Here is a 26,532-nt window from a genome sequence, read left to right as displayed (position 1 = left end):
CCCCGGCCCCCTCCGCCGCGAACCCCGGCACCCTCTCCTCCGAGGTGACCGCCACGGCGCGGTCGGCGGACGACGACCCCTGCGCGAACCTCTCGTACGGCTGAGCAGGGGAGTGAAATGCCGGGTTTACCCGTACAAGCGGTAAATTTCACCTAGAAGCGATCGACAGGAACACCGACCTCCATCCGAGGAGCACCGCCATGCCCGCCACCACCCGGGCGCTTCCCCGGCCGCTGCAGGCCCTGGTCGCCGTCCTGGCCGCCGCCCTGCTCGCCCTGGCCGGAACGGTCCTCGCCCCCGCCCCCGCGGCCCGCGCGGCGACCGGCATCGACACCGTCGCCGAAGCGCTGCGCAAGGGCCCGGTCTACGTGGACCCCCGGGTGAGCGCCCAGCTCCCGCCCGCCGAGGCCGAGGCCCTGGCCAAGAAGATCGAGGACGCCGGCAAGCCCGTCTTCGTGGCCGTCCTGCCCGACAGCGCCGAGTTCCCCAGGGCCACCGTCTTCCAGGACCTGCGCACCAAGGTCGGCATCGCCGGCGTCTACGCGATCCGCCTCGGCGACGCCTTCAACGCCCACGCCGACTCCAAGGTCATGTCGCGCAACGCCGTCCGCAACCTCGTCGGCACCGTCCAGCGCTCCGGCGGCGACGCCACCACCATGCTCAACGGCTTCGTCGACCAGGCCGACCGGCAGGCCCGCGGCCGGGCCCCCGACTCCTGGGGCGGCACGGACTCCGGCGTGAGCGCCACCGGGCTGATCACCGGCGGGGCGATCGTCGTCGCGGGCGGCGCCGGCGCGTACGCCCTCTACCGCCGCAACAAGCGCAAGCGCGAGGAGCGCGAGCAGGCCGAGCTCGACGCCCTGCGCGTCGTCGTCGACGAGGACATCACCGCCTTCGGCGAAGAGCTCGACCGGCTCGACTTCCACCCCTCCGAGCCCGGCGCCGACGACGCCATGCGGCGCGACTACGAGGAAGCCCTCGACGCCTACGAGGACGCCAAGGCCAAGATGGCCGCCGTGAACCACCCGCAGGACGTCACGGCCGTCACCGAGAGCCTCGACAAGGGCCGCTTCGCCCTCGCCACCCTCGCCGCCCGCCGCACCGGCGCCCCCCTGCCCGAACGCCGCCTGCCCTGCTTCTTCGACCCGCGCCACGGGCCCTCCGTCCAGGACGTCCAGTGGGCGCCCCCGGGCGGCGCCCCCCGCACCGTCCCCGCCTGCGCGGCCGACGCGGCCCGCCTGGCCGAGGGCGAGGAGCCCCTCTCCCGCACCGTCCAGACGCCCGACGGCCGCCAGCCGTACTGGAACGCCGGCCCCGCCTACGCCCCCTGGGCCGGCGGCTACTTCGGCGGCGGCATCCTCCCCGGCCTCCTCATGGGCACCATGCTCGGCGGCCTCCTCTCCGGCCCCGCCTACGCCGCCCCCGCCGACACCGGCCCCGACGGCGGCGACTGGACCGGCAGCGACTACAACTCCGACGACTTCGGCGGCGGCTGGGGCGACGGCGGCGGCCTCGGCGGCGGGGACGGCGGCGGCTTCGGAGGCGGCGACTGGTGAGCCGGCGACTGGTGAGCCGGTGACGGAGCGCGCACCGGCCGGCCGGGCCCGGCCGCCGGAACGTACGGGCCCCACCCCCGTGTGCCGCCGGAGCGCGCTCCGCTCCCCCGCATGCCGGGGAGGCACACCCCGGATCCTGGCACCCCGTTGCTGAAGGAACCCTGAGTCTTCCTGAAGGAGACTTCAGGCGCCGGACCACGCCCGCGCGCCATGCTGAAGGCATGCGAATACTGGTGGTTGAGGACGACCGCCGGCTCGCGGAGCTGCTGCGCCGCGGCCTGGTCGCCGAGGGGTTCGCGGTGGAGGTCGCGCACGACGGGCACACGGGCCTGCACCTCGCCGCCGAGGACACCTACGACGTGATCGTGCTCGACGTCATGCTGCCCGGCCTCAACGGCTACCGCGTGTGCGCCCGGCTCCGCGAGGCCGGAGTCTGGACGCCCGTGCTCATGCTCACCGCCAAGGACGGCGAGTACGACGAGGCCGAGGGCCTCGACACCGGCGCGGACGACTACGTCACCAAACCCTTCTCCTACGTGGCCCTCGTCGCCCGGCTGCGCGCCCTCGTGCGCCGCGGCCGGCCCGCGCGGCCCGCCCTCATCGCCGTCGGCGACCTCCGGATCGACCCCGCGACCCGCAGCTGCCGGCGCGGCTCCGCCGATCTGCAGCTGACCGCGCGCGAGTTCGCGGTCCTGGAGTACCTCGCCCGGCGCGACGGCGAGGTCGTGGCCAAGGCCGAGATCCTCGCGCACGTGTGGGACGAGGCGTTCCAGGGCGACGTGAACATCGTGGAGGTGCACGTCAGTTCCCTGCGCCGGAAGATCGACGCGCCCTTCGGGCGGCACAGCATCCAGACCGTGCGCGGCGTCGGCTACCGGCTGGCGGCCGACGCCCCGGGCCGGTGAGGCGACGGCCGGCCGGCCGGTTCCGCGGGCCGGCCGGCCGGCCGCGCCGGAGCCCGGGACGGCGCCCCGGCCCCGTGCGGCGGCCCGGGCGCCGGCGGCTCCGGCTGCGGCCCGCCTCGATCCGGGCCCGGCTGACCTGGCTCGTCGCCGTCTCGGCCCTCCTCCCGCTGATCGCCGGCGCGGCCCTGGCCGCGGGCTCGCTGCGCGACTACCTGGCGCGCGAGGCCGTCGACTACACGAGCCGGAAGGTCGCCGCCGTCCCCCGGCTCGTCGACTACGACCCGGACGCGCAGATCTTCTACACCGCCGCGAAGCTGCGCGACGACCCCCGGCTGGAGGTGTCCGTGGGCGTCGCGGACCGCCGGCCGAACTGGGAGCCGGGCCCCCGGATGCCGGACCACGAACCCGCGCACGGCAGCGAGGTGCTGTCGCTGTGGCCGTGGACCGACCCCGGCAGCAGGAGCCCCGTCCTCAGCTACATCCAGTCCGGCACCGAAGGCCTCTACCTGCACGTCGCCAACCGGCTCCGGGACGAGCAGCGCCGCCTCAACCACATGGTCCTGGCGCTGGCCGGCGCCGCCCTGGTGCTGACGGCCTGCCTCGCGGGCGCGACCTGGTTCGTGGCCGGGCGGGTGCTGCGCCCGGTGGAGGCGATCCGCACCCAGTTCGCCGAGCTGTCCGCGCGCCACCTCGACCGCCGCGTGCCCGTGCCGGGCACGCGCGACGAAGTGGCCCGGCTCGCCGCGACGATGAACAAGACCCTCGACCAGCTGCAGGCCGCCGTCGACCAGCAGCGCCGGTTCGTCGGCGACGCCTCCCACGAGCTCCGCAGCCCGCTGGCCGCCCTGCGCGCCGAGCTGGAGATCGCGCTCGCGCACCCGGAGCACGCGCAGTGGACGGCGGTGGCCGAAGCGGCCCTCGGCGACACCCGCCGGCTGCAGAGCATCACCACGGACCTGCTGCTGCTCGCCCGCCTGGACGCGACCGGCACCGACGGGCTCCCGGGCGCCCAGCCCGTCGACCTCACCGCGCTCGTCCGCGAGGAGACCGCCCGCCGCCCGCCCGGCCCCCGGACCCTCGACCTGCACCTCGACGCCCCCGGGCCCCTCACCGTGGGCGGCCGCCACACCCTCCTGGCCCGCCTCCTCGGCAACCTCCTGGACAACGCCGAGCGGCACGCCGAACACACCGTCACCGTCCGCCTCGGCCACGACCCCGGCCGGCGGCTGGCGGTCCTGCACGTCGAGGACGACGGCCCGGGCATCCCGCCCGCCGACCGCCTGCGCGTCTTCGAGCGCTTCACCCGGCTCGACGACGCCCGCACCCGCGCCACCGGCGGCACGGGCCTGGGCCTCGCCATCGCCCACCACATCGCCACCGTCCACCGCGGAACCCTGGCCGTCACGGACAGCCCGCGCGGCGCGCGCTTCACCACCACGCTCCCGTGCCTGCCGGGCACGGACCTCACGGTCCAGGACGTGGTGGACGGCATCCCCGGCCGGTGAAGGCCGCCCCCGGCCCGGTGACCGTACCGTGACGAACCACTCGTCCCGGGGGCGCCATGACGCGGCGATCGCTGGGTATACGCGGCTCGACGGACGCTTATCGCCAGGTCAGGTCAGCAGGTCAGGTCAGCAACGAGGGAGCCGCCGGATGGTTGTGATCGAAGCCCCGTACGGGGACGCCGCCCGTGCGCGTCACGCGACGGCGGAGTTCCTGGCCCGCCACTGCCCGTGGGCGGACCCCGACGCCGTCGTCCTGGTGGTGTCGGAGCTGGTCACCAATGCCATACGGCACGCCGGCGGCTGGTGGCGGCTGTGCGTGCGGGCCGTGCAGGACCGGCTCGTGGTGGAGATCGTCGACACGAGCCCGCGGCCGCCGCAGCCGCGCACCCCGGACCTCGGCGGGGGCGGCGGGCTGGGGCTGCACATGGTCGAGCGGCTGGCCGGCCTGCTGGAGGTCGACCGGCGCCCGGACGGGAAGACCGTACGGGCGACGTGGGTGGAGCCCGCGGCGGTCGGGGCGTAGCGGGGGGCCGGGGCGTAGCGCCCGGGCCCGGCGAGGCCGGGCCCCGGCCCAGGGGCCGCCGCCTGCCGCTACTTGCGCCCGTTCCCCTGTCCGAGCATCCCCGCCCGCAGCCGGCCCAGGATCCTCGTCAGCAGCCGGGAGACGTGCATCTGCGAGATGCCCAGCTCCGCGCCGATCTCCGACTGGGTCATCTCGCCGCCGAACCGCATCCGCAGGATCTGCCGGTCGCGCTCGTCCAGCTCGGCGACGAGCGGTTTGAGCGCGTGCAGGTTCTCCACGCCCTCCAGGGCGGGGTCGGGCCCGCCGAGCCGGTCGGCGTAGGTGGTGCCGGTCTGGTCGGAGCCGTCGTCCACGGGGACGTCGATCGAGCCGGCCGTGTAGCCGTTGCCCGCGACGATGCCCTCGACGACCTCCTCGCGGCTGATGCCGAGGTGCTCGGCCAGCTCGGCGGGGGTCGGGGCGTGATCGAGCCGCTGGGAGAGCTCGCCGGTGGCCTTGGCGAGCTCGACGCGCAGCTCCTGCAGCCGCCGGGGCACGTGCACCGACCAGCCGGTGTCGCGGAAGTGCCGCTTGATCTCACCCACGATGTACGGGACGGCGAAGGTCGTGAACTCCACCTCGCGCGAGAGGTCGAACCGGTCGATCGCCTTGATCAGGCCGATCGTGCCGACCTGGATGATGTCCTCCATCTGGTCGCCGCGGCTGCGGAACCGGGAGGCGGCGAAGCGCACGAGCGAGAGGTTTATCTCGATCAGGGTGTTGCGTGCGTACTGGTAGGCGGGAGTGCCCTCCTCCAGCTCCCGCAGCCGTGCGAAGAAGAGCCCGGACAGCGCGCGGGCGTCCCGCGGTGCCACTGTGGTCGCGTCCTCGATGTACGGCAGCCCCCCGACCGCGTCTTCGAGCCGCTGCGGGGCAGCCGCCGAATGCTCCGTCGTCAACGTGGATGCCGTGTCGGTCACATCGTCCTCCCCAGATCGGTGGTGGCCTCCGCCCGCCTACCCGGTGACCCGTGGCCCATGCCTACCGGTTCGCGGAGAGGCGCGGAAACGGAAGGAAATACGACGGATCGTCAGGCATGGGGCACCCGGCAGGACGTAGGGCCGGACGTATGACCGGACCTGCGACCGTACCCGCGCCCGTACCCGCGGCCGGGCGCACGGAGCGGGCAGCCCCACGACGCCGGACGGCCACCCGCACGTTCCCCGCGCGTCACCGGCGGACGTGAGCATGCCACGCATGACCGCACCGATACCGGCCCGCCGCACCGCCGTCGCCCTCGCCGCCACCCTCCTGGCCACGGTCGTCACCGCCACCGCCACCGCCACGGACGCCACCGCCGCCGACGCCGGGCGCCCGGCCGCCGTCACCGCGGGCGCCGGCGCCAGCGCGGGCACGGCGGCCGCCGCGCGCACCTCCGGCCCCGCGGGCCTCAAAGGTGTCGACTACCCCACCTGGCAGCGCGATGTGCAGGCCGTCGTCGACCGGGCCCTGCCCTACGTCAAGGAGCGCACCGAAAACGCGCACGGCCGGAAGCAGGCCATCGTCCTCGACATCGACAACACCTCGCTGGAGACCGACTTCCACTGGACGTACCCCACGCCGGCCGTCCAGCCCGTGCGGGACCTGGCCCGCTACGCCCACGCCCGCGGCGCCGCCGTCTTCTTCGTCACCGCCCGCCCCGGCATCCTCGACGGGCTCACCGAGCACAACCTGCGCGACGCCGGCTACCCGGTGGGCGGCCTGTACGTACGCCACCTCCCCGACCTCTTCCAGGACGTGAGCACGTACAAGACCGCCAAGCGCGCGGAGATCGAGAACAACGGCTACACGGTCATCGCGAACATCGGGAACAACACGAGCGACCTGGTGGGCGGCCACGCGGAGCGGACCTTCAAGCTGCCGGACTACGACGGCAAGCTCTCCTGAACCACCCGGCGGCCGACCGGCAGCCACCAGGCAGCCACCCGTCGATCACCCGGCCCGTACGGACATCAGCGCCGCGCCTTCGCCCGGTCGAGCGCGGCCACGCCCAGCGCCGCCAGGCCGATCTGGATGAGCCATTCGATCCAGTCGATCCCCTTGGTGTCGTCCACGCCCAGCCAGTGGGCGATCGCCGCCCCCAGGAAGGCGGCCGCGATGCCCACCACGATCGTCCACAGCACGCCGATGTGCTGGCGCCCCGGCACGACCAGCCGGCCCAGCACACCGATGATCAGACCGATGATGATTGCACTGAAAATTCCGGAGATTTCCACGGCTCCCCCTCTTGCAGCCTGTTGCCGCCCTTCCGGACCGGTTCCTCTCGGTACTTCTGCCCAGCCGCCCGGCGGCGCATGTCCGCCCGTCCGCCTGCCGCGCCCTGCCTAGACTGGTCGTGCCGCGCACACGGACGCGCGGCAGGAACGGGAGAGCGACAGTGGCCGCAGGAGTCGGAAGCTTCGAGGACGCCTACGTCGAAGGGGGCTTCGGCGAGGGCCTCGGCGACCCCGCGGCGGACGTCCTCACCGAGGCCGCCGCGGCCTTCGGGCTGCTCGCCTCGCCCGCCCGGCTCCACCTGGTCTGGGCCCTGGCCCAGGGCGAGAGCGACGTCACCGCCCTCGCCGAGCGCGTCGGCGGCGCCCTGCCCGCGATCAGCCAGCACCTGGCCAAGCTGAAGCTGGCCGGGCTCGTGCGGTCGCGCCGCGAGGGCCGGCGCATGGTCTACCTCGTGGACGACCCGCACGTCGTCACGATCGTCCGGCTGATGGTGGGCCAGCTCGCCGACCGCAAGGCCGGGGCCGCCGCCGGGGCCGCCGGTGCCCGCGGCGCCGCCCGCACCGGGCGCCTCCATGGCCTGGGCGCCTGACCGCCCCGCCGCGCGAGGACGAGCCGCAGACGCCACCGGCACCACCGGCACCACCGCTCTGGAAGTCCTGCGCGCGCTGGAGAGCGGGCCGCGCGGCCTGACGGAGGCCGAGGCGGACGCACGGCTCGCGCGCCACGGCGAGAACGTCTTCCCCGGCCGCCGCCCCGACCCGTGGCCGCGCCGCTTCGCCCGCAGCCTGCGCGACCCCTTCACCGCCGTCCTCCTCTCCCTCGGCCTGGTCTCGGCGGCGCTCGCCGCCTGGGGCACCGCCTGCGTGATCGCCGTCCTCGTCACGGTCAGCTGCGTGCTGCGCGCCACCGGCGAGCACCGCGCCGACCGCTCGGCGGCCGCCCTGCGCGAGCTGGTGGCCGCCACCGCGACCGTCCGCCGCCGCCCCGCGGAAGGCGAGGAGCCGGTGACCCGCGAGCTGCCCGTCGAACAGCTCGTCCCCGGCGACGTCGTGCTCCTCGCGCCCGGCGACCTCGTCCCCGCCGACCTGCGGTTGCTCAAGGCCACGGGCCTGACCCTGCACGAGGCGGCGCTGACCGGCGAGTCCGTGCCCGTCGCCAAGGGCGCCGCCGACCTCTGCCTCCAGGGCAGCAGCGTCGTCTCCGGCAGCGCCACCGGCGTGGCCGTCGTCACCGGCGCGGACACCGTCCTCTCCGGGGCCCTGCCGCGCGAGCGCGGGCCGCGGCCCCCCGGCCCCTTCGACCGCTCCGTGCACGGGATCGCCCGGATCCTGGTGCGGTTCATGCTGCTCACCGCGCCCCTCGTGCTCGTCGCGAGCGCGCTGCTGCGCGGCCGCGGCCTGGAGACCCTGCCCTTCGCCGTCGCCGTGGCCGTCGGGCTCACCCCCGAGATGCTGCCGGTCGTCGTTACGACCGCCCTTGCCCGCGGCGCGGCCCTCCTCGCCCGCGGCGGCGAGGTCATCGTCAGACGGCTGCCCGCCCTGTACGACCTCGGCGCCGTCGACGTGCTGTGCGTCGACAAGACCGGCACCCTCACCCAGGACCGGCCCGTCTTCGACCGCGCCGTCGGCCCCGAGGGCCGCGACGACCCCGCCGTGCTGCACTGGGCCGCCGTCGCCGCCCTGTGGACGCTCCACCTGGCCGAGCTGCCCGCCCCCGACGCCCTCGACGAGGCCCTCCTCGACGCGGACGAGGAACGGGGCGCCGGCGCGGACGGCGTCGAGGGCGTCGCGGCGCTGCCGTGCGGGCCCGGGCGCCGGATCGCTTCGGCGCTCGTGCGAGTGCCGGGCGGGTTCGCACCGGGCGGGTACGGGCCGGGAGGCGACGCCCTGGCAGGCAGTGCCCCGTACGGTGCGGAACCGGTGCTGCCCGGCAACGTCCGTACGCTCACGGCCGGACGCGGCCCCGCGCCCGCGTACGTGCTCGTGGTCAAGGGCGCCGCGGAGGACGTGCTGGAGCGGTGCACGCGGGTGGCGGACGGCGCGGGGGACACCGGCGGCGGCCGGGACGGCAGCGGCCGCGCGCCCGGCGCCCGCTTCGCCGGAGGCCGGCCCCTCGGCCCCGCGGACCGTGCCCGCCTCGCCGCCCGGGCGGACGCCCTCGCCGCGAGCGGGCTGCGCGTGCTCGCCGTCGCCCTCGCCGAACGCCCGCCGGGCGCGGGCCCGTACGCCCCCGAGGACGAGCAGGCACTCACCCTCATCGGCTTCGTCGGCCTGCGCGACGCCCTCGCGCCCACCGCCGCGGAGGCTCTGACCGTCCTCGCCGGCCGCGGCGTCGCCGTCAAGGTCCTCACCGGCGACCACCCCGGCACGGCCGCCCGGGCCTGCCGCGAACTGGGCCTCGACCCCGGCGAACCCCTGACCGCCGCCCGCATCGACGCCGCCGGCGACGCCGAACTCGCCCGGCTCGCCGCCCGCACCACCGTCTTCGCCCGCTGCGCCCCCGAGCACAAGGCCCGCGTCGTCCGCGCCCTGCGCACCGCCGGGCACACGACCGGCTTCCTCGGCGACGGCGTCAACGACCTGGCCGCCCTGCACGCCGCCGACGTCGGCATCTGCCCGCGCGGCGGAGTGCCCGTGGCCCGCGAGGCCGCCGACGTCGTCCTCGCCTCGAAGGACCTGACGGCCCTCGGCCGCGCCGTCGTCACCGGCCGCCGCAGCACCGGCCACATCGCCGCCTACCTGCGCATCACGCTCTCCTCCAACCTCGGCAACGTCATCGCGATGCTGACGGCGGGTCTGCTGCTGCCGTTCCTGCCGATGCTGCCCGCCCAGGTCCTCGTGCAGAACCTGTGCTTCGACGCGGCCCAGCTCTCCCTCGCCTTCGACCGCCCCGCCGCCACGGTCCACGAGCGGCCCGCGGTCCTGCGGCCCCGCGCGCTGTTCCGCTTCATGACGGCCTTCGGCCTCCTGAACGCCGCCGCGGACCTCGCGACCTTCGGCGTCCTGGCCCTGACCCTGCACTCCGCCGGCAGCACCGGCGGCCGGGCGGCCTTCCACGCCGGCTGGTTCACGGAGAACCTGCTCACCCAGGCCCTGGTGATGCTCCTGCTCCGCGCCGGCCGGGACGCGGCCGAGCGCCGCGCCCCCCTGCCGGTCCGCCTGGCCACCACGGGCCTGGCCGTCGTGGGCCTGCTCCTGCCGCTGACCCCGCTGGGCCCGGCCCTCGGCATGACGGCCCTGCCGCCGCTGTACTACGGCCTCATGGCCGTCGTCCTGACGCTGTACGGGGCGGCGCTGGCGGTGGCGCGGGCCCGGTACGACCAAAGCCCGGCAGCACGGCTGCCGGGCCTTCGGTGACGGACCTGGATCAGGCCTGCTTCGTCTCCCAGAAGATGCGGTCGATCTCGGCGATGAGCTCCAGCGCCTTCTCGCCCGTCTTCGGGTCGTTGGACGCCTTGGCCGCGCTCAGGGCCTTCAGGGTGTCGTTGACCAGCTGGTGCAGCTGCGGGTACTTCTCGAAGTGCGGCGGCTTGAAGTAGTCGCTCCACAGCACCGAGACGTGGTGCTTGGCGAGCTCCGCGCGCTGCTCCTTGATGATGAGCGCACGGGTGCGGAAGTCCGCGTCCTCGTTCGCCTGGTACTTCTCCTGGACGGCCTTGACCGACTCCGCCTCGATGCGGGCCTGGGCGGGGTCGTAGACACCGCAGGGCAGGTCGCAGTGGGCGCTGACTCGCACCTTGGGTGCGAACAGGCGGGAGAGCATAGAGCTGTCCTTCCTCGTGATCGTCTTCTCAGGTGCGAGATTACTCGGTGTGGGAAGGCTTTTCTCGGGTGCCCCGGGGGGCTTAGGACAAAAGACCGGTGTCAGGCTGGGACTGGTGGAGGATACGGACCGGGAGGAGCCGTGGTGCAGGAGCAAGTGGACGAGCGCGGGCAGGAGCAGGACCGCGAGCGCCGCGGACTGCTGCGGATCGGGCTGGCCGAGGTCTACAACCCGTCGATGGTGCCGACGCTGAACCCCGGGGACCAGCTGGTCGTCCAGTACGGAGCGGTGGTGCGGCCGGGTGACGTGGTGGTGCTGCGCCACCCGTTCCGGCAGGACCTGCTGATCGTCAAGCGCGCCGTGGAGCGGCGCGAGGGCGGCTGGTGGGTCCGCGGGGACAACCCGCTCGTGGAGAACGACAGCCGGGAGTTCGGCGCCGTGCCGGAGGAGCTCGTGGTGGCCCGCGCGCTGGTGCGGCTGCGGCGGCCCCCGGAGGCGGGTCAGCGCTCGGCGGGCGCGGTGCTGTCGTGGCTGGCGTCGGCGCTCAGGCCGGTGCGGTCGCTGCCCGCGGGGGCCTCGGCCGCGCGGCTCTCCAGGCGCTTGCGGGCCCGGTAGGCGGCGACGTTGGCGCGGGTGGCGCACCGGTCCGAGCAGTAGCGGCGCGAGCGGTTGGTCGAGGTGTCCAGGTAGGCGTTGCGGCAGGGCGCGGCCTGGCAGATGCCGAGCCGGTCGACGCCGTACTCCGTCAGGTGGACGGCCAGGCCCATGCAGGCGGTGGCCGCGTACGAGGCGCCGGCGTTGGCCGCGTGGTCGGCGATGTGCATGTGCCACTTGGGGCGGCCGTCCTCGTCGCGGTACTCGTGCCCGGAGATCTGCGGGCTGACCGGATACTCCATCAGCAGCGCGTTGAGCAGGTCCACGGCGCGCACCTCGTCGCCCTCGGAGGCGGCCTCGAAGACCGCGCGCAGCCGGGCCCGCACGGCTCTGAGCCGGGTCACGTCGCTGTCGCCGGCACGCCGGGCGGCCTGGGCGCTGTTGCCGAAGAGCTCCCGCACGGCCTCGACGGAGGTCAGCGTGTCCGCGCCGCGCGCGGGCTCCTCGCTGTTGACCAGCCGCACAGCGAAGTCCGAGTAATAGGCCAGTTCCACTTGTGGTCCTTACTGTGGGCGGATTAACCTCGGATCGGGCCTGGTAATGGCCGGTACGCAACCGAGGGTATTACACGTGCGACCCGTGGGAGGGACGTCATGACCGAGGCCGTCGTCGGCACGGACTGGAACGCCTGGCAGGAGAGCTGGGACCGGCAGCAGGAGTGGTACCTGCCCGACCGCGAGGAGCGGTTCCGGGTCATGCTCGACATGGTCGAGGCCTTCGCCGGCCCCGCGCCCCGCGTGCTCGACCTCGCCTGCGGCACGGGCACCATCACCGCCCGCCTGCTCGACCGCTTCCCCGGCGCCGAGTCCACCGGCGTCGACCTGGACCCGGCCCTCCTCACCATCGCCCGCGGCACCTTCGCCGGCGACGACCGCGTCCGGCTGGTCACCGCGGACCTCAAGGACCCGGACTGGACCGCCCGGCTGCCCCACGACCGCTACGACGCCGTCCTCACCGCCACCGCCCTGCACTGGCTGCACGAGGACCCCCTGCGCACCCTGTACGGGCAGCTCGCCGGCCTCGTCCGCGACGGCGGCGTCTTCCTCAACGCCGACCACATGCCCGACCCCGCCACGCCCCGCATCAACGAGGCCGAGCGCGCCCTGCGCCACGCCCGCATGGAGCGCGCCAAGGCCGCCGGCGCCCTCGACTGGCGCGCCTGGTGGGACCTCGCCGCCGCCGACCCCGTCCTCGCCGGCCCGACCGCCGAGCGCTTCGAGATCTACGGCGAGCACGCCGACGGCGACACCCCCTCCGCCGCATGGCACGCCCGCACCCTCCGCGAGGCGGGCTTCGCGGAGGCGCGTACGGTGTGGAGCTCGCCGTCGGACGCGATGGTGCTGGCGCTGAAGTAGCGCCTCAAGTCGCAAGCGGCACCGGCTTCCCGCCGGGTCATACTGGGTCGATGCCCATAGCCTCGGTGATCCCGGAGTCCTCCGCCCGCCCGAAGCGCCGCAAGGCGCTGTGGCTCGTCGCCTTGGCCGCGACCGCGGCCTTGGGCGGGCTCGCGTACGTCGTTGCCGGGGGCGAGGGCGCCGCCGCTGACGGGGGTGTTCAGGAACGCCCGGTCGCCTGCTCGGAGGCCATGTACGCGCTGGGCTGGGTGCTTCCCGAGCATGCGAGTGACCAACGGTGCACCCGGCTCAGCGGCCTTGCGGGCCGCACCGAGTCGGGTACCTTCCGCATGCCGCGCGCCGAGGCCCCCCCTGGCTCGCTTCGCTCTCCGGAGAGCGGAACAAGCCGGGCGGGCCGGAAACTGACGGCGTGGTGGAACGCAAGGAAGGACTCGGCCTCGGCATCCTCAGGCCGCCGGGCAGCCTCCAGGCCGACGAGGCGAGGGTGGACGTCCGCTGGGAAGGCGACGGCACCGCAGTCGTCACGTTCGAGACGTTCGATTACTGAGGACCGCTCTCAGGACCGCTCTCAGCCCGGCTCCGCCGTCACCCGGACCTCGCCGGCCCCCGCGCCCGCCCGCACCCGCACCGTGCCCCGCTCGCCCGGCGGGATCCGGGTCGCGTCGGCGCGGGCCGGGCCCCGCACCGTCAGGTGCCAGCCGCGGGGCGCGGGGGGCAGGATCAGCTCCGTGAGGCCGTGCCGCGCCGGGGCGTACGCCAGGCTGTACGCGGCCCGGCGCGGGTCGTAGGAGGATTCCCGCACGACTCCGGCGACGGCCGCCGCGTACGGCTCCGCCGTCCGGGACTTGTTCGGCCGGAAGCGGCCGCGCTCGTCCATCGCGCAGTACGCGCCGCCGTAGCACCACTGCCAGCTCGCCCAGCCCGTGGCGTAGCGGGACATGGAAGTGAGGGCGTCCTCGTAGAAGCGGGCCATGTTCGGCAGGGAGCTGTCCAGCGGGCCCCACTCGCCGATGAGGACGGGGACGCGCATCGCGCGCGGGTAGTGCACGACGGCCGCCTCGTAGGCGGGGAGCCAGCCCGAGGCCGGGTCGTAGTCGCGGCCGGCCTCCATGGCGGCGTTGTAGAAGTGCGGGGCGTAGACGACCTTGGGGTCGCGGATGCGGCCCAGGCCCGTCGGCACCCCCTCGCCGGCCGCCGGGGTGGGCTCCACGAACAGCCAGTGGCGCCGGTCGGCGCGCCGGATCGCGTCCGCCATGCGCTGGTACATGGGCGTGAGCTGCGTGGCCTCGATGCGGCGGGCCGCGTCCGGGATGCTCTCGCCGGGGCGCATGCGGCCCATCGGCTCGTTGATCAGGTCGTAGCCGAGCACCGCCGGGTGGTCCGCGAGCCGGCCCGCGAGGACCTGCCACATGCGGGCCTGGGCGCGGCGCAGGTCCTCGTCCTCGTAGAGGTGCTGGAAGGCGGCCTGCACGGCGGGTTCGAAGTATTCGGCGAACCAGTCGTCGGGGTGGGGCCGGTAGGGCAGGCCGTCGGTGCGGGTGGCCCAGGCGGGGATGCCGCGGTGGCTGCCGAAGGCCGGGCCGTAGACGTCCTGATGGGCGTCGATCACGACGCGGACGCGGTGGCGGTGGGCCCAGTCGAGAATGCGTTCGATCTTGCGCAGGTAGCGCTCGCTGTAGTGGCCGGGACGGGGCTCAAGGTCGTCCCAGAAGACCGCGAGCCGGGCGAAGTTGAAGCCCTGTGCGGCCATGTCGCGCAGGGAGCGCTCGGTGATGTCCGCCAGGGCTTCGTCGCCGCGGTGTTCCTTGTCGGCGAGGTTCCAGCCGCGGAGGGTGAGGGCGCGGCCCTGCTCGTCGGTGAGGGGCGGGATGCCCGGGTCCGCGGGGGCGTCCGTGCGGGTTTCCGCGCGGGTGTCCGTACGGGCCTCCGCGGCCGGTCCCGGCACCAGGAGTGCCAGGACCGCGGCTACGGCGAGGACCGCCGCCTTGCGCAAGCGTCTCTTCGGCATCCGCCGTTCATACCTGCAGCACGACCTTGCCGAACAGGTCGCCACCGGCCATCTTCTCGAACCCCTCGCGGGCCCGGTCCAGCGGGAGGACGGAGTCGATGACGGGCCGTACGCCGCGCGCGGCGCAGAAGCTCAGCAGGTCCGCCAGCTCCTCCTTGGTGCCCATGGTCGAGCCGACGACCTTCAGCTCCAGGAAGAAGATGCGGTTGAGCTCGGCGGCAGGCGGGTTCGGGCCGCTGGTGGCACCGGAGATCACGAGCGTGCCGCCGGGCCTGAGGGACTTCACCGAGTGCGACCACGTCGCCGCGCCGACCGTCTCGATGACGGCGTCGACCCGGTGCGGCAGCCGCGCCCCCGGCTCGAACGCCTCCTCGGCGCCGAGCGCGACGGCGCGCTCGCGCTTGGCCGCGTCCCGGCTGGTCGCGAAGACGCGCAGGCCGGCCGCGGCGCCGAGGGCGATCGCGGCGGTGGCGACGCCGCCGCCGGCGCCCTGCACGAGGACGCTCTGCCCGGGGCGCACGTCCGCGTTGGTGAAGAGCATGCGGTACGCGGTGAGCCAGGCGGTCGGCATGCAGGCCGCCTCCTCGTAGCTGAGCTCCTTCGGCTTGGGCAGCACGTTCCACGCGGGGACCGCGACGCGCTCGGCGAAGGTGCCCTGGTAGCGCTCGGTGAGGATGGAGCGCCCCTCGCGGGGGCCCACGCCGTGGCCGGTCTGGCCGATGACGGAGTGGAGGACGACGTCGTTGCCGTACTCGTCGACGCCGGCGGCGTCGCAGCCGAGGATCATCGGCAGGGCCTCCTCGCCGAGCCCGACGCCGCGCAGGGACCACAGGTCGTGGTGGTTGAGGGACGCGGCCTTGACGTGGACGACGGTCCAGCCGGGGGGTGCCTCCGGCTCGGGGCGCTGCCCCAACTCGAGTCCGTCGAGCGGCTGGTCACGGTCGATGCGTGCGGCGTAGGCGGCGAACATGATCCGAACCTAGCCCCGCCGACTGCCGGGCGGAACCTCGCCGTGGTGTGACACGCGCCGCGCCCGCCGTTCCGTCCAGTCGCCCCTGCCGCAACAGCCGTATCCGCGGCGGAGCCGGCGCCTCCTCATTGACCGGGCGCGAGGGCGGGGGTTGGCTTCGGTTGGCCCCGTGCCACCCGGTGCGGAGCTCACCGAGGGGGGAACCATGCGTCATCCGGCAAGCAACGGAACGGTGCGCGGGAACAGACGGACCGGGCTGACCGGACGGGTGAGGGGGGTGAGGGGGGTGAGAGGGGTGAGACGGACGGCCGTCGTCGGCGCCTTACTGGGCGGCTGCGTCGCCGTGCTGCCCGCGGCCCCAGCGGCCTCCGCGGCCCCAGCGGCCTCCGCGGCCCCTACGGCCCCCACGGCCTCCGCGGCCTCCGCGGCCTCCGCGAAGGCGCATCCCGCCCCGCCCCGCACCGAGCGCGTCAGCGTCGCGAGCGACGGCACCCAGGCCGACGCGGAGTCGTGGGGCGCGTCGCTCAGCGCCGACGGCCGGTACGCCGTCTTCGCGTCCCGGGCGGCCACCCTCGTGCCCGGCGCCGGGTCCGCCGGCCAGGTTTTCGTACGGGACCTGCGGACCGGCAGGACCGAGCTGGTCAGCGCGGCGAGCGACGGCACCCCGGCCGGCACGGGCGCCTCGTCGCCGTCGATCAGCGGCGACGGCCGGTACGTCGTCTTCGACTCGGGGTCCGACCTCGCCGCCGGCAGCAACCCGGACGGCTCCGACGTCTTCCTCCGCGACCGCCGCACCGGGCGGACCGAGGTGCTCGTGAAGAACCGCACCGCCGGCAGCGGCTCCAACCACTCGCCGGCCATCAGCACGGACGGCCGCTACGTCGCCTTCGTCTCCGGCCGCGACGACCTCGTGCCCGGTGACACCAACCAGCGCGAGGACGTCTTCGTCCTCGACCGCCGACGCGGCACCACGCGGCGGGTGAGCGTCGCGAGCGACGGCACCGAGGCCGACGGCATGTCCGGGTACCCCGTGATCAGCGCGGACGGCAGCCGGGTCGCGTTCCGGACGGCGGCCGGCAATCTCGTACCGGGCGCGTCCGCACAGAAACAGCCGCAGAAACCGCCGCAGAAACCGCCGCAGCAGCCCGCCGGGGGACTCGCCCGGCCCGGCCTCTACGGCTTCTACGTGCACGACCTGCACACCGGCCGCACGGAGCGCGCCGCCGAGACGTACGACGGCCTGCCCGCACTGGTCACCGGCGGCACCGGACTCAGCCCCGACGGCCGCTACGCCCTGTTCTCCAGCCCCGAGCAGGTGGCCGAGGACGACACCAACGGCGCCCCGGACGTCTACGCCAAGGACCTGCAGACCGGCGCGACCCGGCGCCTGAGCCTCGCGGCCGACGGCTCGCAGGCGAACGGCGGCTCCTACGGCGCCGCCATGAGCGCCGACGATCAGCGCGTGTTCTTCGCCTCCGACGCCGGCAACCTGGTGCCCGGCGACACCAACGACCGGCAGGACGTCTTCGTACGGGATCTGCGCACCGGCGCCGTCGAGCGGCTCAACGTCGCCGCGGACGGCACGCAGGACAACGGCAACGCGGGCGAGGTCCGCACCGACCTGCTCGGCCGGACGGCCGTCTTCAACAGCTGGGGGAGCAACCTCGTCCCGGGCGACACCAACAACACCGGGGACGTCTTCGTACGCCGGGTCATGCCGTAGACGGAGGAAGCAGATGAAGACGGCGGGCCGGACCTCACCGGTCCGGCCCGCCGTATCACCGCAGGTCAGCGCGTCAGCGCCGGGCCACGCCCTCCGCGCGGGCGGCGGCCGCGACGGCGGCGGTGACCGCCGGGGCGACCCGCTCGTCGAACGGCGACGGGATGACGCACTCGGCGCTCAGCTCGTCCGCGACGACCGCGGCCAGCGCCTCGGCGGCGGCGAGCTTCATGCCCTCGGTGATGCGGGAGGCCCGCACCTGCAGGGCGCCCGCGAAGATGCCGGGGAAGGCCAGGACGTTGTTGATCTGGTTCGGGTAGTCGCTGCGGCCGGTCGCGACGACGGCCGCGTACTTGTGCGCGACGTCCGGGTGGATCTCCGGGGTGGGGTTGGCCATGGCGAAGATCAGGGCGTTCTTCGCCATGGAGGCCACCGCCTCCTCGGGCACCGTGCCGCCCGAGACGCCGATGAACACGTCCGCGCCGTCCAGCGCCGCGGCCAGGGTGCCCGACAGACCGGCCTTGTTCGTGAAGCCGGCCAGGTCACGCTTGACGTCCGTGAGGTCCTCGCGGTCGGCCGAGACGACGCCCTTGCGGTCGCAGACCGCGACGTCGCCGATGCCCGCCTCCACCAGGATCCGGGCGATCGCGACGCCGGCCGCGCCCGCGCCCGAGATCACCGCGCGCAGCTCGCCGAGCGCCCGGCCGGTGAGCCTGGCGGCGTTGCGCAGGGCGGCGAGGGTGACGACGGCCGTGCCGTGCTGGTCGTCGTGGAAGACGGGGATGTCCACGCGCTCCTGGAGCTTGCGCTCGACCTCGAAGCAGCGCGGCGCGGAGATGTCCTCCAGGTTGATGCCGCCGAAGGAGGGCGCGAGGCGCGCGACGGTCTCGACGATCTCGTCGACGCCGCGGCAGTCGAGGGCGATGGGGACGGCGTCGACGCCGCCGAACTGCTTGAAGAGGATCGCCTTGCCCTCCATCACGGGCAGGGACGCCTCGGCGCCGATGTCACCGAGCCCGAGGACGGCGCTGCCGTCCGTGACCACGGCGACGACCTGGGACTTCCAGGTGTAGTCGTGGACGAGCTCCGGGTGGTCCGCGATGGCGCTGCACACCTTGGCCACACCGGGCGTGTAGGCGAGGGACAGGTCGTCCCGGTCGCGCACGGGCACCGTCGCCCGGATTTCCATCTTGCCGCCGCGGTGCAGCGCAAAGGCCGGATCGAAGAACTCGCCATGAGTGTCGTCCGGACCGCTGTCGCTGCGAGGATTCACGATCTCCGCTGCCACTGTATTTGACCCCTTTGTCGAATGTCCGTCGAGGGTAGCCGCCCTGGGTTGCGGGGCGGGTCGGGCTTCGGGTCCGTGTCCGGCCATCGAGATGGCCGCCGCGCGTGGGGTTGGTGCCGCGCGGTACGGATCCGTATGCCGGGCGCGCCGCACACGCGCCCTGGGCCCCTGGTGCGGGGTGTAGCTGGTCTTTCTACCAAATGAGCACTACGGCCTACGAGTGAGTTCCCGCTGACTTGCCGTGGCGCGGTTCAGTGCAGGCACAGGGGCGCGTCAGAACGGTGTCAACTGGGTCGATAAGTCCACGGAGTGAGACAGAGGGCGCGTGAGATACGTCTCGCGCCGGCGGCCGACGGAAGGGGAACCCATGAGTCCGGTAGTCCTGGCCGAGCTGGTACCGACCTGATGCGGCACGGGGATCACCCGTTATCCGATTTTGACATAGCGAGCCCCCCGAATGGAGCAGTCCGGATGGCAAGATGCCCCAATCGCACGAGGTCGCGACATCCAAGGGCGTGTGCTCTGCCCCTCGTGCGTCATCAGCGTTTTCCTGTGTTTGTTCCGTGTTTGCTCCGTGTCCGTCCCGACGGCCGGCCACCCCCTCACCCGCAGGAGGAACCAGCAATGACCGCAAGCACCACCCCTCGCACGGCTGCCGCCAGGAGTCGTTTGGCCGCCGCCGGCGCGATCGCGGTCGCCGGCGCCCTGCTGCTCACCGGCTGTGGCGATCAGCGGGACAAGACCGGCAGCGAGGCCGGTCAGAGCGCCCAGGGCTCGAAGGCTCCCCTCTTCGACAAGCTGCCGAAGAAGATCCAGGACAGCGGTGTCATCAAGGTGGGCTCGGACATCGCCTACCCGCCGGTCGAGTTCAAGAAGGACGGCAAGGTCGTCGGCCTCGACCCGGACCTCGCCGCCGCCATGGGCAAGGAGCTGGGGGTGCGGTTCGAGTTCAACAACGGCACCTTCGACGCCCTGGTCACGGGCCTGCGCTCGAAGCGGTACGACATGGCGATGTCCGCCATGACCGACACCAAGGACCGCCAGCAGGGCATCGACTCCAAGACCGGCAAGAAGGTCGGCGAGGGCGTCGACTTCGTGGACTACTTCAACGCCGGCGTCTCGCTCTACACCAAGAAGGGCGACACCAAGGGCATCTCGGGCTGGGACGACCTCTGCGGCAAGAAGGTCGCGGTGCAGCGGGGGACGGTCTCCGACGACCTGGCCAAGTCCCAGTCCGAGAAGTGCGAGAAGGACGACAAGGACAAGATCAGCATCGAGGCGTTCGACACCGACCTGGAGGCCCAGACCCGGCTGAAGGCCGGTGGTGTGGAGGCCGTCTCCAGCGACTTCCCCGTCGCCGCGTACGCGGTGAAGACCTCGGGCGGCGGCAACGACTTCGAGGTCGTCGGCGACCAGGTGGAGGCCGCTCCGTACGGCATCGCCGTCGGCAAGGACAACGCCCAGCTGAGGGACGCGCTCAAGGCGGCCCTCGACGCGATCATCAAGAACGGTGCGTACGACAAGGTCATGAAGACCTGGGGCGTCGAGGCCGGCGCCGTCAAGGAAGCCAAGCTCAACGGCGGCTCCTGACCCCTCTCCCTCCCCTCGTACGGACGCTGAAAGGCCATACCCCGTGACTGATTCCCCCGAAAAGCCGGAGCCGGACAAGAAGGACCAGCCGGAGCCCGGGAAGGAGGCCGCCGAGAAGAAGGCGGCCGGAACCACCCCGGAGCCGGAGAAGACGGCCGAGGACAAGAAGGCCGCCGACAAGCCGGCTGAAGAGCAGGCCGAGAAGAAGGCGGACGAGGACAAGGCTGCCGCGGACAAGTCCTCCGAGGAGAAGCCGGCCGGCAAGCCGGACCTCGCCAAGAAGGACGCTCCCGCCTCGAAGAAGGACGACCCGGCCGACGACCCGGCGCCGGCGTCTTCCGCCTCAGTCGTGCCGCAGGCCATCAAGGCCATCCCCGTACGGCACTACGGCCGGTGGGTCTCCGCCGTCGTCGTCCTCGCCATCCTGGGCCTCCTGCTCAACGCGTTCGCCAGCGCGAACGTCCACTACAGCGCCATCCCCGACTACCTCTTCGACTCGACGGTCGTCACGGGCCTCGGCAAGACGGTGCTCATCTCCCTCCTCGCGATGCTGCTGGGCCTGGTGCTCGGCATCGTGCTGGCGGTGATGCGGCTGTCGAAGAACCCGGTGACCTCCTCGGTCTCCTGGCTCTACATCTGGTTCTTCCGGGGCACCCCGGTCTACGTCCAGCTGCTGCTGTGGTTCAACCTCGCGCTGATCTTCCCGTACATCAACCTCGGCCCGATCTACCGGGACGAGATGAGCGACTTCATGACGCCGTTCATGGCGGCGCTGCTCGGCCTGGGCCTCAACGAGGCCGCGTACATGTCCGAGATCGTCCGGGCCGGCATCCAGTCCGTCGACGAGGGCCAGACCGAGGCCGCGCACGCGCTCGGCATGAGCCAGGGCAGGACGCTGCGCCGGATCGTCCTCCCGCAGGCCATGCGGGTGATCGTGCCGCCCACCGGCAACGAGTTCATCAACATGCTGAAGACCTCGTCGCTGGCGGCGAGCGCGGCGCAATACCTCGAACTCCTGCGGTCGACCTCCGACATCGGCCAGACCACCGGCGCCACGGTCGAGATGCTCTTCCTGGCCGCCACCTGGTACCTCATCCTGACCAGCATCTTCAGCATCGGTCAGTTCTACCTTGAGCGGCACTACGCCCGCGGTTCGCTGCGCAGTCTGCCGCTCACCCCATGGCAGAAGATCAAGGTCAACCTGGCCTCCTTCAGCAACCGTCCGTCGGGAGGCGTCAGCGCATGAACGCAATGGTGAAGGCCGAGGGCGTCCACAAGTCCTACGGCGCGGCCCACATCCTCAAGGGCATCGACCTGGAGGTCGCCCCGCGCGAGGTGTTCTGCCTCATCGGCCCCTCCGGCTCGGGCAAGTCCACCTTCCTGCGGTGCATCAACCACCTGGAGCAGATCAACGCCGGGCGGCTGTACGTCGACGGCCAGCTGGTCGGCTACCGGCAGCAGGGCGACAAGCTCTACGAGCTCAAGGACAGCGAGGTCGCGAGGAACCGCCGGGACATCGGCATGGTGTTCCAGCGCTTCAACCTCTTCCCGCACATGACGGCGCTCGCGAACGTCATGGAGGCGCCGGTCCAGGTCAAGGGCGAGACGAAGGCCGTCGCCCGCGAGCGGGCCAAGAAGCTGCTGGACCGGGTCGGCCTCGGCGACAAGGCCGAGAACTACCCCTCCCAGCTCTCCGGCGGCCAGCAGCAGCGCGTCGCGATCGCGCGGGCGCTGGCGATGGAGCCGAAGCTGATGCTCTTCGACGAGCCCACGTCGGCGCTCGACCCGGAGCTCGTCGGTGACGTCCTGGACGTCATGCGGGGCCTGGCCGAGGACGGCATGACGATGATCGTGGTCACCCACGAGATGGGCTTCGCCCGCGAGGTCGGCGACTCGGTCGTCTTCATGGACCAGGGCGTGGTGGTCGAGTCGGGCAACCCGCGCGACGTGCTCACCAACCCGCAGCACGACCGCACGAAGGCGTTCCTGTCGAAGGTGCTGTAAGCGGCCGGCGGTACGGATGGGGCGGGGGTACGGGACTTCTCCCGTACCCCCGCCCCATCCGGCACGTGACTGCCTACGGCTGGTTCCTGCTCTCCTCGCGCACGCAGTCGAGGCACACCCACCCCTTACGGACCACGAGCTGAGTGCGTTCCTTCGGGTGCTTGCCGCACCACTCGGAGGGCCCGGACTGGTCGGGTAGATCGCGCTTGATCAGCCTCCCGATCCGGGCGCGGTTGCTCAGTGGCTTGTCCTTGCCGCTCATAGTGGGCTCCATTCCTCAGTCCACTGCCCGAGGGGCGAGCCCGAGCGCCCGGCGCTCCGCATCGGTGGCAATGCGGGCGCCGGACCGGTATCCGGTGCCGTCCCAAAGCGCTGTCGCGCCGGTACTCCGGTGCTCCTTCTCGCCGGCCATCGAACTTCAACGCCCCTCTTCGCTGGACACCGTGACACGGTGATGTTCCCGCTGGCCGGCGAGCGGTTACAGGGACGCAACGTCCCACTTCTGCAACGCTATTCGGTGATCCCCAGAAACTGAGCCAACGTGCGGAGACCAGCCGGACGCGTGGAGCGAGACCACAGGTCATGGACGATGGACACGGCCAGAGTGTGGTGCCGCATCCATGCCGGGGCGACGCGCCGTAGCGCTTCAAGAGCCTTCACCGCTCCCTCGGCCAGCGCCAGGGCTTCCTCGGGTCGCTCGTGCTGGACAGCAAGGCGGACCCGCTCAATGCGCACGGACGACCGGCTGAACACGGACACCAGCCGACCGTCCTGCGGGGGCGGGAGCTCGGCCAGGCGATCAGCCGCGCGCTCCGCGGTGCGCATCATCGCGTTGGCCGTGTCGTAGTCGCCGCTCCTGGCGTACGACGTTGCGGCGGACATCAGCAGGCCACCCCACACGCGGACCCCTTCCGCCGTTCCCCCTTGCTCCCGCTCCACTCCGTCTGCGGCATGCACGGCCAGATACCGCGCATCGTCCAGCCGGTCCTGCCGCTGGTACGCCCACGCTGGGGGAGAAGCTAGTCGCGGGGGAAGCGGTCCGTCTGCAGGGTCATGCCGAGGGGAGTGTCGGTGAGGTCGACCGGCTGGCCGAAGTCCAGCTTCAGGTAGCCGCGGTACTCGCCGTCCTTCGGCAGGGTGTGCAGGTGGCACAGCCCGGTGTACGGGTCCGCGATCAGGTAGACCGGGATCTCACCGGCGGCGTAGGCGGCCTTCTTTTTGCCGTAGTCGCTCTCGCGGGTTTCCCGGGAGATCACTTCGAGGACGAACTCGACGTCCTGGTAGCGCCAGTTCCCCTTCGCGTTCGGCTCGGCACCGTCGGAGACCTTGTAGAGGTCTGGAGCGAAGCCGTTGCTGTAGCCGGGCAGATCGAGCCGGACATCGCTCTCGATGGTGCTCCGTGCTCCGAAGTAAGCCATCAGCTGAGCCAGCACATCCTTGATGATGGCCCAGTGCGTGTGCCTTTGCGGTGACATCACGATTGCCCCCTCCACGATCTCGCCCTTGTATCCCTCGGGGACGATCTCGTAGAGAAGCTCGAACATGTCGTCGAAGCTTGACTCGCCGTGCTCGGCCATCTCGGTCCTGTCGGTCAGTGCGATGGTCACCGTGGCGCTCCTCCCCGCTGCCGCTGGTTTCAGCAGCCGCGCGGTTCAACGATACGCACGGAGGTCCGGATGTGCTGCAGGACGTGTGGGCTGACTCACAGCTCCTTGGCGTTCGGGCGGGCGCGGCCTCGCCGGTAACAGCCGTGCCAGCCACCACGCCGTCGATCCTGTGGGCACGTCAGTCTCCCGGGCGGAGGAGGGCCGTGATGCGGGTGGCCGCTTCGGCGAGGTGGCGGCGGGACGCGGCCAGTTGGTCCGGGGTCACGCCGTGGTCGCGGGCCGCGTCGCGGATGTCGTCGCGGAAGCGGTCCAGGAGGCGGTCCAGGTCGCGGGCCGGGTCCTTGGAGAGGCCGTCCGCGGCCTCGGCCCACTCCGGGGCGGGGCCCGCCGGGGGCTCGGGGTGCCGGGTGGTGCCGTTCGCGCCGGCCGTGCCCGCCGCGCCGGTCGTGCCCGCCGCATCCGCCGCCCCCGCCGCGCGGCCCGCGAACGCGCCGAACTCCCTCGCCAGGGCGCTGACGCCCTCGGCGATGCCGGCCGGCCAGTCGCCGCGCCGCGCGTGCTCCTGGACGTGCTCCTGGACGCGCTCGCTGATGCGCCGGACCTCCTCGCGGGCTCGTTCCTGGGCCTCCCGGGCCTGGTGGCGGGCCTGCTGGGCGTCCTGACGGGCGCGCCGGCTCTCTTCCTGCGCCCGGCGGGCCTGCTCCTTCCACTGCTCCCTCGCCCGGCGGAAGTCCTCCTTCGCTCCGTCGAAGCCGTGGGGGTTCGCCCCCGCGCGGCTCAGCCGGGCGGCCTCGCGCAGCTCGCGCCGCAGGTCGCCCGCGGCGCCCCGGACGTCCTCGCGGATGTCGGCCGCGAGGGCGGACACGGACTCGCGGATCTCCAGCTCCAGGTCGGCCAGTTCGCCCTGGCGCCCGGCGAGTTCGGCGCGGCCGGCCGCGGTGATGGCGTACACCTTGCGGCCGCCCTCGGTGGTGTGCGTGACCAGGCCCTCGGCCTCCAGCTTGGCCAGGCGCGGGTAGACCGTGCCGGCGGACGGGGCGTACAGGCCCTGGAAGCGCTCCTCCAGCAGCCGGATGATCTCGTAGCCGTGGCGGGGCGCCTCGTCGAGCAGCTTGAGCAGGTAGAGGCGGAGCCGGCCGTGGGCGAAGACGGGGGGCATCAGAGGACCTTTCCCTGAGCGGGGGCGTCGGAGGGGGCGTCGTCCGCCCAGTCGTCGAGGCTGTCGCCGGCGTCCGGCCCCTCCAGCAGGGCGACGGCGCCGGAGACGCTGGTGACCTTGACCGAGCCGCGGCCGGAGCCGAGCCGGCCGGTGATGTTCCGCGCGCCGAACTGGTCCTGCACCCACAGCTCCGGGAAGGAGCACGAGACCGGGCCGACCGTCGTGCCCGCCTCCACCGTCGCGTCCGCCGAGGACGGCAGCCGCACGGCGACCTCGCCCGAGACGGTGGTGACCGCCAGGTCGACGCCCGGCGCGGCCGGCGACACGTCGATCACCACGTTGCCGCTGACCGAGTCGGCCTTGATCCGGCCGCCCGAGCACTCCACGATCGTGAGGTCGCCGGAGACGCCGTTGCAGCGCACGTCGCCACCGAGGCGCTGGGCCTCCACCCGGCCCGAGACCGTCTCGGTGCGGACGTCGCCGGTGAGGCCGACGAGCGTGGTGTCGCCGCTGACCCCCGCGACCTTGGTGTCGCCCGCGATGCCGGAGACCACGGCGCTCGCCCCGACCACGCCGACCTTGACGTCGGCGGTCGCCGGCACGGTGAGGGTCACGTCGGCCGAGCGCTTCCAGCTCTTGCGGCCGAGCCAGCCGAGGAGGGTCTTCTTCGACAGGTCCTCGTATCCGACGGTCAGCCTGCCGCCCTCGTGGACGACCTTCAGCGGCGGGCCGTCGAGCGCCGTCAGCTCCAGGTGGGCCGGGCCGCCTTCCGTGCCGACGACGTTGACCGTGCCGTTCACGACGGTCACGTCGAGGACCGAGACCGGGCCCTCAAAGGTGATCTTCTCCGGTGCGGACAGCGACCACTCGGACTCTGCGGGCATGCCGGACCCCCTCTTGCGTGTCAGGACGTCGAAACGCGACTGCGTACGAGACGCAACCTATCGCGTCTTCCAGAAACACGATATATCGCGGTCGGGCGAAGTCAAGCGCCCGTCGTTGGCATAGCGTTGTCGCATGTCCGCTACTGATCACAGCCGCGCGGCGGGGGTCCTGCTGCTCTGCCGGGCCGAGCCCGGCCGCGTCCGGCCCTCCGCCCAGCTCCTGAACGAACCGCTCCTCCTGGTCCCGGCGGGAGAGGGGTGGAGCGTGCTGATTCCCGGCGAGGACTCCTGGCGCACCGAGGGCACCGACCTCGCCACCGCCACGGCCGGCTGGGCCCACGCGCTGGCCGTCGCCGAGCCGTGGCCCGTCGTGGGCCTGTGGTGGGACGAGGCGGGAGCGGGCTTCGTCGTGGCGTCGGGCTTCCGGCGGACCGCCGCGTACGCGTGGGTCGCCGACGGCACCCCGGTCGGGGAGGAGCCGGCCATGACCGCGCTGCGGGCCCGCACCGGGCTCGACCCGGTCCTCGACGGGGCCGCGCTCGACGGGCTCACCCGGCCCGACGCGGACGCCGACGCGTGTGCCCGCGTTCGCGGGCTGATCGCCGTTCTGTCACGTACCGGGCTGCACCTGCCGCCCGGTCTCGCCCCGGGCGTCCCCGCGGACGGCCTGCGCGCCTCCGCGGGCGCGCTCCCGGCGGCGGAGGCCGTCTACTGGCCCGGCTGGCGCGAGGCGGTACGGGCCGGGTTCGACGCGGCGGAGGGGGGCCGGTTCGGCGCGTGGACGCG

At 73.3% G+C, this 26,532-nt stretch carries 27 protein-coding genes; 15 read left to right on the top strand and 12 right to left on the bottom strand.

Features of this window, described 5'->3' with window-relative positions; translation table 11 throughout:
* Window positions 1-200: 200 nt before the first annotated feature.
* The 4 genes from ACSNOH_RS18810 (at window position 201) to ACSNOH_RS18795 (ending at window position 4,489) form a co-directional block, all read left to right on the top strand.
* Complete coding sequence (locus ACSNOH_RS18810) at window positions 201-1,556, top strand: hypothetical protein (RefSeq protein WP_436722522.1); 1,356 nt, start codon at window positions 201-203, stop codon at window positions 1,554-1,556.
* A 221-nt stretch (window positions 1,557-1,777) separates the two neighbouring features.
* On the top strand, window positions 1,778-2,461 hold the full coding sequence (locus ACSNOH_RS18805; RefSeq protein WP_436722521.1) for a response regulator transcription factor: 684 nt from the start codon (window positions 1,778-1,780) through the stop codon (window positions 2,459-2,461).
* A gap of 74 nt (window positions 2,462-2,535) precedes the next feature.
* On the top strand, window positions 2,536-3,966 hold the full coding sequence (locus tag ACSNOH_RS18800; RefSeq protein ID WP_436722520.1) for a sensor histidine kinase: 1,431 nt from the start codon (window positions 2,536-2,538) through the stop codon (window positions 3,964-3,966).
* 148 nt (window positions 3,967-4,114) lie between these two features.
* On the top strand, window positions 4,115-4,489 hold the full coding sequence (locus tag ACSNOH_RS18795; RefSeq protein WP_436722519.1) for an ATP-binding protein: 375 nt from the start codon (window positions 4,115-4,117) through the stop codon (window positions 4,487-4,489).
* A 68-nt stretch (window positions 4,490-4,557) separates the two neighbouring features.
* Here the strand turns inward: ACSNOH_RS18795 and ACSNOH_RS18790 are convergent, their stop codons facing one another.
* Window positions 4,558-5,427 carry an RNA polymerase sigma factor SigF gene (locus ACSNOH_RS18790; RefSeq protein WP_436722524.1) on the bottom strand — a complete coding sequence of 290 codons (870 nt, stop codon included), beginning with the start codon at window positions 5,425-5,427 and terminating at the stop codon, window positions 4,558-4,560.
* 298 nt (window positions 5,428-5,725) lie between these two features.
* Here ACSNOH_RS18790 and ACSNOH_RS18785 point away from each other — a divergent pair, with 298 nt between their 5' ends.
* Window positions 5,726-6,415 carry an HAD family acid phosphatase gene (locus tag ACSNOH_RS18785; RefSeq protein WP_436722518.1) on the top strand — a complete coding sequence of 230 codons (690 nt, stop codon included), beginning with the start codon at window positions 5,726-5,728 and terminating at the stop codon, window positions 6,413-6,415.
* A 65-nt stretch (window positions 6,416-6,480) separates the two neighbouring features.
* Here ACSNOH_RS18785 and ACSNOH_RS18780 read toward each other — a convergent pair whose 3' ends face one another.
* Window positions 6,481-6,744: a GlsB/YeaQ/YmgE family stress response membrane protein gene (locus ACSNOH_RS18780; RefSeq protein WP_436722517.1), complete on the bottom strand. Its 264-nt coding sequence runs from the start codon at window positions 6,742-6,744 to the stop codon at window positions 6,481-6,483.
* A 161-nt stretch (window positions 6,745-6,905) separates the two neighbouring features.
* Between ACSNOH_RS18780 and ACSNOH_RS18775 the strand changes: the two genes are divergently transcribed.
* On the top strand, window positions 6,906-7,334 hold the full coding sequence (locus ACSNOH_RS18775) for an ArsR/SmtB family transcription factor (RefSeq protein WP_436722516.1): 429 nt from the start codon (window positions 6,906-6,908) through the stop codon (window positions 7,332-7,334).
* The gene (locus ACSNOH_RS18770; protein ID WP_436722515.1) at window positions 7,318-10,101 is read left to right on the top strand and encodes an HAD-IC family P-type ATPase; all 2,784 of its coding nucleotides are present in this window, start codon (window positions 7,318-7,320) and stop codon (window positions 10,099-10,101) included. The genes ACSNOH_RS18775 and ACSNOH_RS18770 overlap by 17 nt, the downstream gene beginning before the upstream one ends.
* 10 nt (window positions 10,102-10,111) lie before the next feature.
* Here ACSNOH_RS18770 and sodN read toward each other — a convergent pair whose 3' ends face one another.
* The gene (gene sodN, locus ACSNOH_RS18765; protein ID WP_436722514.1) at window positions 10,112-10,507 is read right to left on the bottom strand and encodes a superoxide dismutase, Ni; all 396 of its coding nucleotides are present in this window, start codon (window positions 10,505-10,507) and stop codon (window positions 10,112-10,114) included.
* 144 nt (window positions 10,508-10,651) lie between these two features.
* On the opposite strand from sodN, the gene sodX reads away from it, so the two are divergent.
* Window positions 10,652-11,122 carry a nickel-type superoxide dismutase maturation protease gene (gene sodX, locus ACSNOH_RS18760; protein ID WP_424891123.1) on the top strand — a complete coding sequence of 157 codons (471 nt, stop codon included), beginning with the start codon at window positions 10,652-10,654 and terminating at the stop codon, window positions 11,120-11,122.
* Here sodX and ACSNOH_RS18755 read toward each other — a convergent pair.
* The gene (locus tag ACSNOH_RS18755; RefSeq protein ID WP_436722513.1) at window positions 11,008-11,655 is read right to left on the bottom strand and encodes a CGNR zinc finger domain-containing protein; all 648 of its coding nucleotides are present in this window, start codon (window positions 11,653-11,655) and stop codon (window positions 11,008-11,010) included. The two genes, sodX and ACSNOH_RS18755, sit on opposite strands and share 115 nt — an antisense overlap.
* A 99-nt stretch (window positions 11,656-11,754) precedes the next feature.
* On the opposite strand from ACSNOH_RS18755, the gene ACSNOH_RS18750 reads away from it, so the two are divergent.
* Together ACSNOH_RS18750 and ACSNOH_RS18745 are read left to right on the top strand one after the other, a co-directional pair.
* Window positions 11,755-12,516: a class I SAM-dependent methyltransferase gene (locus tag ACSNOH_RS18750; RefSeq protein ID WP_436722512.1), complete on the top strand. Its 762-nt coding sequence runs from the start codon at window positions 11,755-11,757 to the stop codon at window positions 12,514-12,516.
* A gap of 409 nt (window positions 12,517-12,925) precedes the next feature.
* Window positions 12,926-13,063 carry a hypothetical protein gene (locus tag ACSNOH_RS18745; RefSeq protein WP_436722511.1) on the top strand — a complete coding sequence of 46 codons (138 nt, stop codon included), beginning with the start codon at window positions 12,926-12,928 and terminating at the stop codon, window positions 13,061-13,063.
* 21 nt (window positions 13,064-13,084) lie between these two features.
* Here ACSNOH_RS18745 and ACSNOH_RS18740 read toward each other — a convergent pair whose 3' ends face one another.
* Window positions 13,085-14,524 carry a cellulase family glycosylhydrolase gene (locus ACSNOH_RS18740; RefSeq protein WP_436722510.1) on the bottom strand — a complete coding sequence of 480 codons (1,440 nt, stop codon included), beginning with the start codon at window positions 14,522-14,524 and terminating at the stop codon, window positions 13,085-13,087.
* Between the two features lie 7 nt (window positions 14,525-14,531).
* Window positions 14,532-15,494 carry a zinc-binding dehydrogenase gene (locus ACSNOH_RS18735; protein WP_436722509.1) on the bottom strand — a complete coding sequence of 321 codons (963 nt, stop codon included), beginning with the start codon at window positions 15,492-15,494 and terminating at the stop codon, window positions 14,532-14,534.
* 295 nt (window positions 15,495-15,789) lie between these two features.
* On the opposite strand from ACSNOH_RS18735, the gene ACSNOH_RS18730 reads away from it, so the two are divergent.
* A complete protein-coding gene (locus tag ACSNOH_RS18730; RefSeq protein ID WP_436722508.1) occupies window positions 15,790-17,217 on the top strand; it encodes a hypothetical protein in 1,428 nt (475 codons plus the stop codon).
* A 73-nt stretch (window positions 17,218-17,290) separates the two neighbouring features.
* Here the strand turns inward: ACSNOH_RS18730 and ACSNOH_RS18725 are convergent, their stop codons facing one another.
* Window positions 17,291-18,502 (bottom strand): NAD(P)-dependent malic enzyme, encoded by a 1,212-nt coding sequence (locus tag ACSNOH_RS18725; protein ID WP_436722507.1) that lies wholly within the window; start codon window positions 18,500-18,502, stop codon window positions 17,291-17,293.
* Window positions 18,503-19,126: 624 nt separating this feature from the next.
* On the opposite strand from ACSNOH_RS18725, the gene ACSNOH_RS18720 reads away from it, so the two are divergent.
* The 3 genes from ACSNOH_RS18720 to ACSNOH_RS18710 all read left to right on the top strand — a co-directional run bounded on the left by ACSNOH_RS18720 (window position 19,127) and on the right by ACSNOH_RS18710 (window position 22,096).
* The gene (locus ACSNOH_RS18720; RefSeq protein ID WP_436722506.1) at window positions 19,127-20,092 is read left to right on the top strand and encodes an ABC transporter substrate-binding protein; all 966 of its coding nucleotides are present in this window, start codon (window positions 19,127-19,129) and stop codon (window positions 20,090-20,092) included.
* A gap of 349 nt (window positions 20,093-20,441) precedes the next feature.
* Window positions 20,442-21,338 (top strand): amino acid ABC transporter permease, encoded by an 897-nt coding sequence (locus ACSNOH_RS18715; protein ID WP_436722523.1) that lies wholly within the window; start codon window positions 20,442-20,444, stop codon window positions 21,336-21,338.
* Window positions 21,335-22,096: an amino acid ABC transporter ATP-binding protein gene (locus tag ACSNOH_RS18710; protein WP_436722505.1), complete on the top strand. Its 762-nt coding sequence runs from the start codon at window positions 21,335-21,337 to the stop codon at window positions 22,094-22,096. The genes ACSNOH_RS18715 and ACSNOH_RS18710 overlap by 4 nt, the downstream gene beginning before the upstream one ends.
* A gap of 73 nt (window positions 22,097-22,169) precedes the next feature.
* On the opposite strand, the gene ACSNOH_RS18705 is transcribed toward ACSNOH_RS18710, so the two are convergent.
* The 5 genes from ACSNOH_RS18705 to ACSNOH_RS18685 form a co-directional block, all read right to left on the bottom strand.
* Window positions 22,170-22,358 (bottom strand): hypothetical protein, encoded by a 189-nt coding sequence (locus ACSNOH_RS18705; RefSeq protein WP_436722504.1) that lies wholly within the window; start codon window positions 22,356-22,358, stop codon window positions 22,170-22,172.
* A 248-nt stretch (window positions 22,359-22,606) separates the two neighbouring features.
* Window positions 22,607-22,978: a hypothetical protein gene (locus ACSNOH_RS18700; protein WP_436722503.1), complete on the bottom strand. Its 372-nt coding sequence runs from the start codon at window positions 22,976-22,978 to the stop codon at window positions 22,607-22,609.
* A gap of 137 nt (window positions 22,979-23,115) precedes the next feature.
* Entirely contained in the window at window positions 23,116-23,703 is a 588-nt protein-coding gene (locus tag ACSNOH_RS18695) for a Uma2 family endonuclease (RefSeq protein ID WP_436722502.1), read from the bottom strand.
* Window positions 23,704-23,881: 178 nt separating this feature from the next.
* Window positions 23,882-24,862 (bottom strand): helix-turn-helix transcriptional regulator, encoded by a 981-nt coding sequence (locus ACSNOH_RS18690; protein ID WP_436722501.1) that lies wholly within the window; start codon window positions 24,860-24,862, stop codon window positions 23,882-23,884.
* Window positions 24,862-25,746 carry a DUF4097 family beta strand repeat-containing protein gene (locus ACSNOH_RS18685; RefSeq protein WP_436722500.1) on the bottom strand — a complete coding sequence of 295 codons (885 nt, stop codon included), beginning with the start codon at window positions 25,744-25,746 and terminating at the stop codon, window positions 24,862-24,864. The genes ACSNOH_RS18690 and ACSNOH_RS18685 overlap by 1 nt, the downstream gene beginning before the upstream one ends.
* A 133-nt stretch (window positions 25,747-25,879) precedes the next feature.
* Between ACSNOH_RS18685 and ACSNOH_RS18680 the strand changes: the two genes are divergently transcribed.
* Window positions 25,880-26,532: hypothetical protein (locus ACSNOH_RS18680; RefSeq protein WP_436722499.1), on the top strand; the 653-nt coding region annotated here is incomplete at its 3' end.

It is taken from the genome of Streptomyces sp. URMC 127, assembly GCF_051386535.1.
GTDB lineage: Bacteria > Actinomycetota > Actinomycetes > Streptomycetales > Streptomycetaceae > Streptomyces.
This window is presented reverse-complemented; position numbering and strand designations above follow the sequence as displayed.

Coding starts and splice junctions, on each gene's coding strand:
- ACSNOH_RS18700 (WP_436722503.1), bottom strand. CDS start 22,978: ATGTCCGCCGCAACGTCGTACGCCAGGAGCGGCGACTACGACACGGCC.
- ACSNOH_RS18685 (WP_436722500.1), bottom strand. CDS start 25,746: ATGCCCGCAGAGTCCGAGTGGTCGCTGTCCGCACCGGAGAAGATCACC.
- ACSNOH_RS18705 (WP_436722504.1), bottom strand. CDS start 22,358: ATGAGCGGCAAGGACAAGCCACTGAGCAACCGCGCCCGGATCGGGAGG.
- sodN (WP_436722514.1), bottom strand. CDS start 10,507: ATGCTCTCCCGCCTGTTCGCACCCAAGGTGCGAGTCAGCGCCCACTGC.
- ACSNOH_RS18785 (WP_436722518.1), top strand. CDS start 5,726: ATGACCGCACCGATACCGGCCCGCCGCACCGCCGTCGCCCTCGCCGCC.
- ACSNOH_RS18750 (WP_436722512.1), top strand. CDS start 11,755: ATGACCGAGGCCGTCGTCGGCACGGACTGGAACGCCTGGCAGGAGAGC.
- ACSNOH_RS18770 (WP_436722515.1), top strand. CDS start 7,318: ATGGCCTGGGCGCCTGACCGCCCCGCCGCGCGAGGACGAGCCGCAGAC.
- ACSNOH_RS18735 (WP_436722509.1), bottom strand. CDS start 15,494: ATGTTCGCCGCCTACGCCGCACGCATCGACCGTGACCAGCCGCTCGAC.
- ACSNOH_RS18710 (WP_436722505.1), top strand. CDS start 21,335: ATGAACGCAATGGTGAAGGCCGAGGGCGTCCACAAGTCCTACGGCGCG.
- ACSNOH_RS18720 (WP_436722506.1), top strand. CDS start 19,127: ATGACCGCAAGCACCACCCCTCGCACGGCTGCCGCCAGGAGTCGTTTG.
- ACSNOH_RS18740 (WP_436722510.1), bottom strand. CDS start 14,524: ATGCCGAAGAGACGCTTGCGCAAGGCGGCGGTCCTCGCCGTAGCCGCG.
- ACSNOH_RS18795 (WP_436722519.1), top strand. CDS start 4,115: ATGGTTGTGATCGAAGCCCCGTACGGGGACGCCGCCCGTGCGCGTCAC.
- ACSNOH_RS18810 (WP_436722522.1), top strand. CDS start 201: ATGCCCGCCACCACCCGGGCGCTTCCCCGGCCGCTGCAGGCCCTGGTC.
- ACSNOH_RS18805 (WP_436722521.1), top strand. CDS start 1,778: ATGCGAATACTGGTGGTTGAGGACGACCGCCGGCTCGCGGAGCTGCTG.
- ACSNOH_RS18690 (WP_436722501.1), bottom strand. CDS start 24,862: ATGCCCCCCGTCTTCGCCCACGGCCGGCTCCGCCTCTACCTGCTCAAG.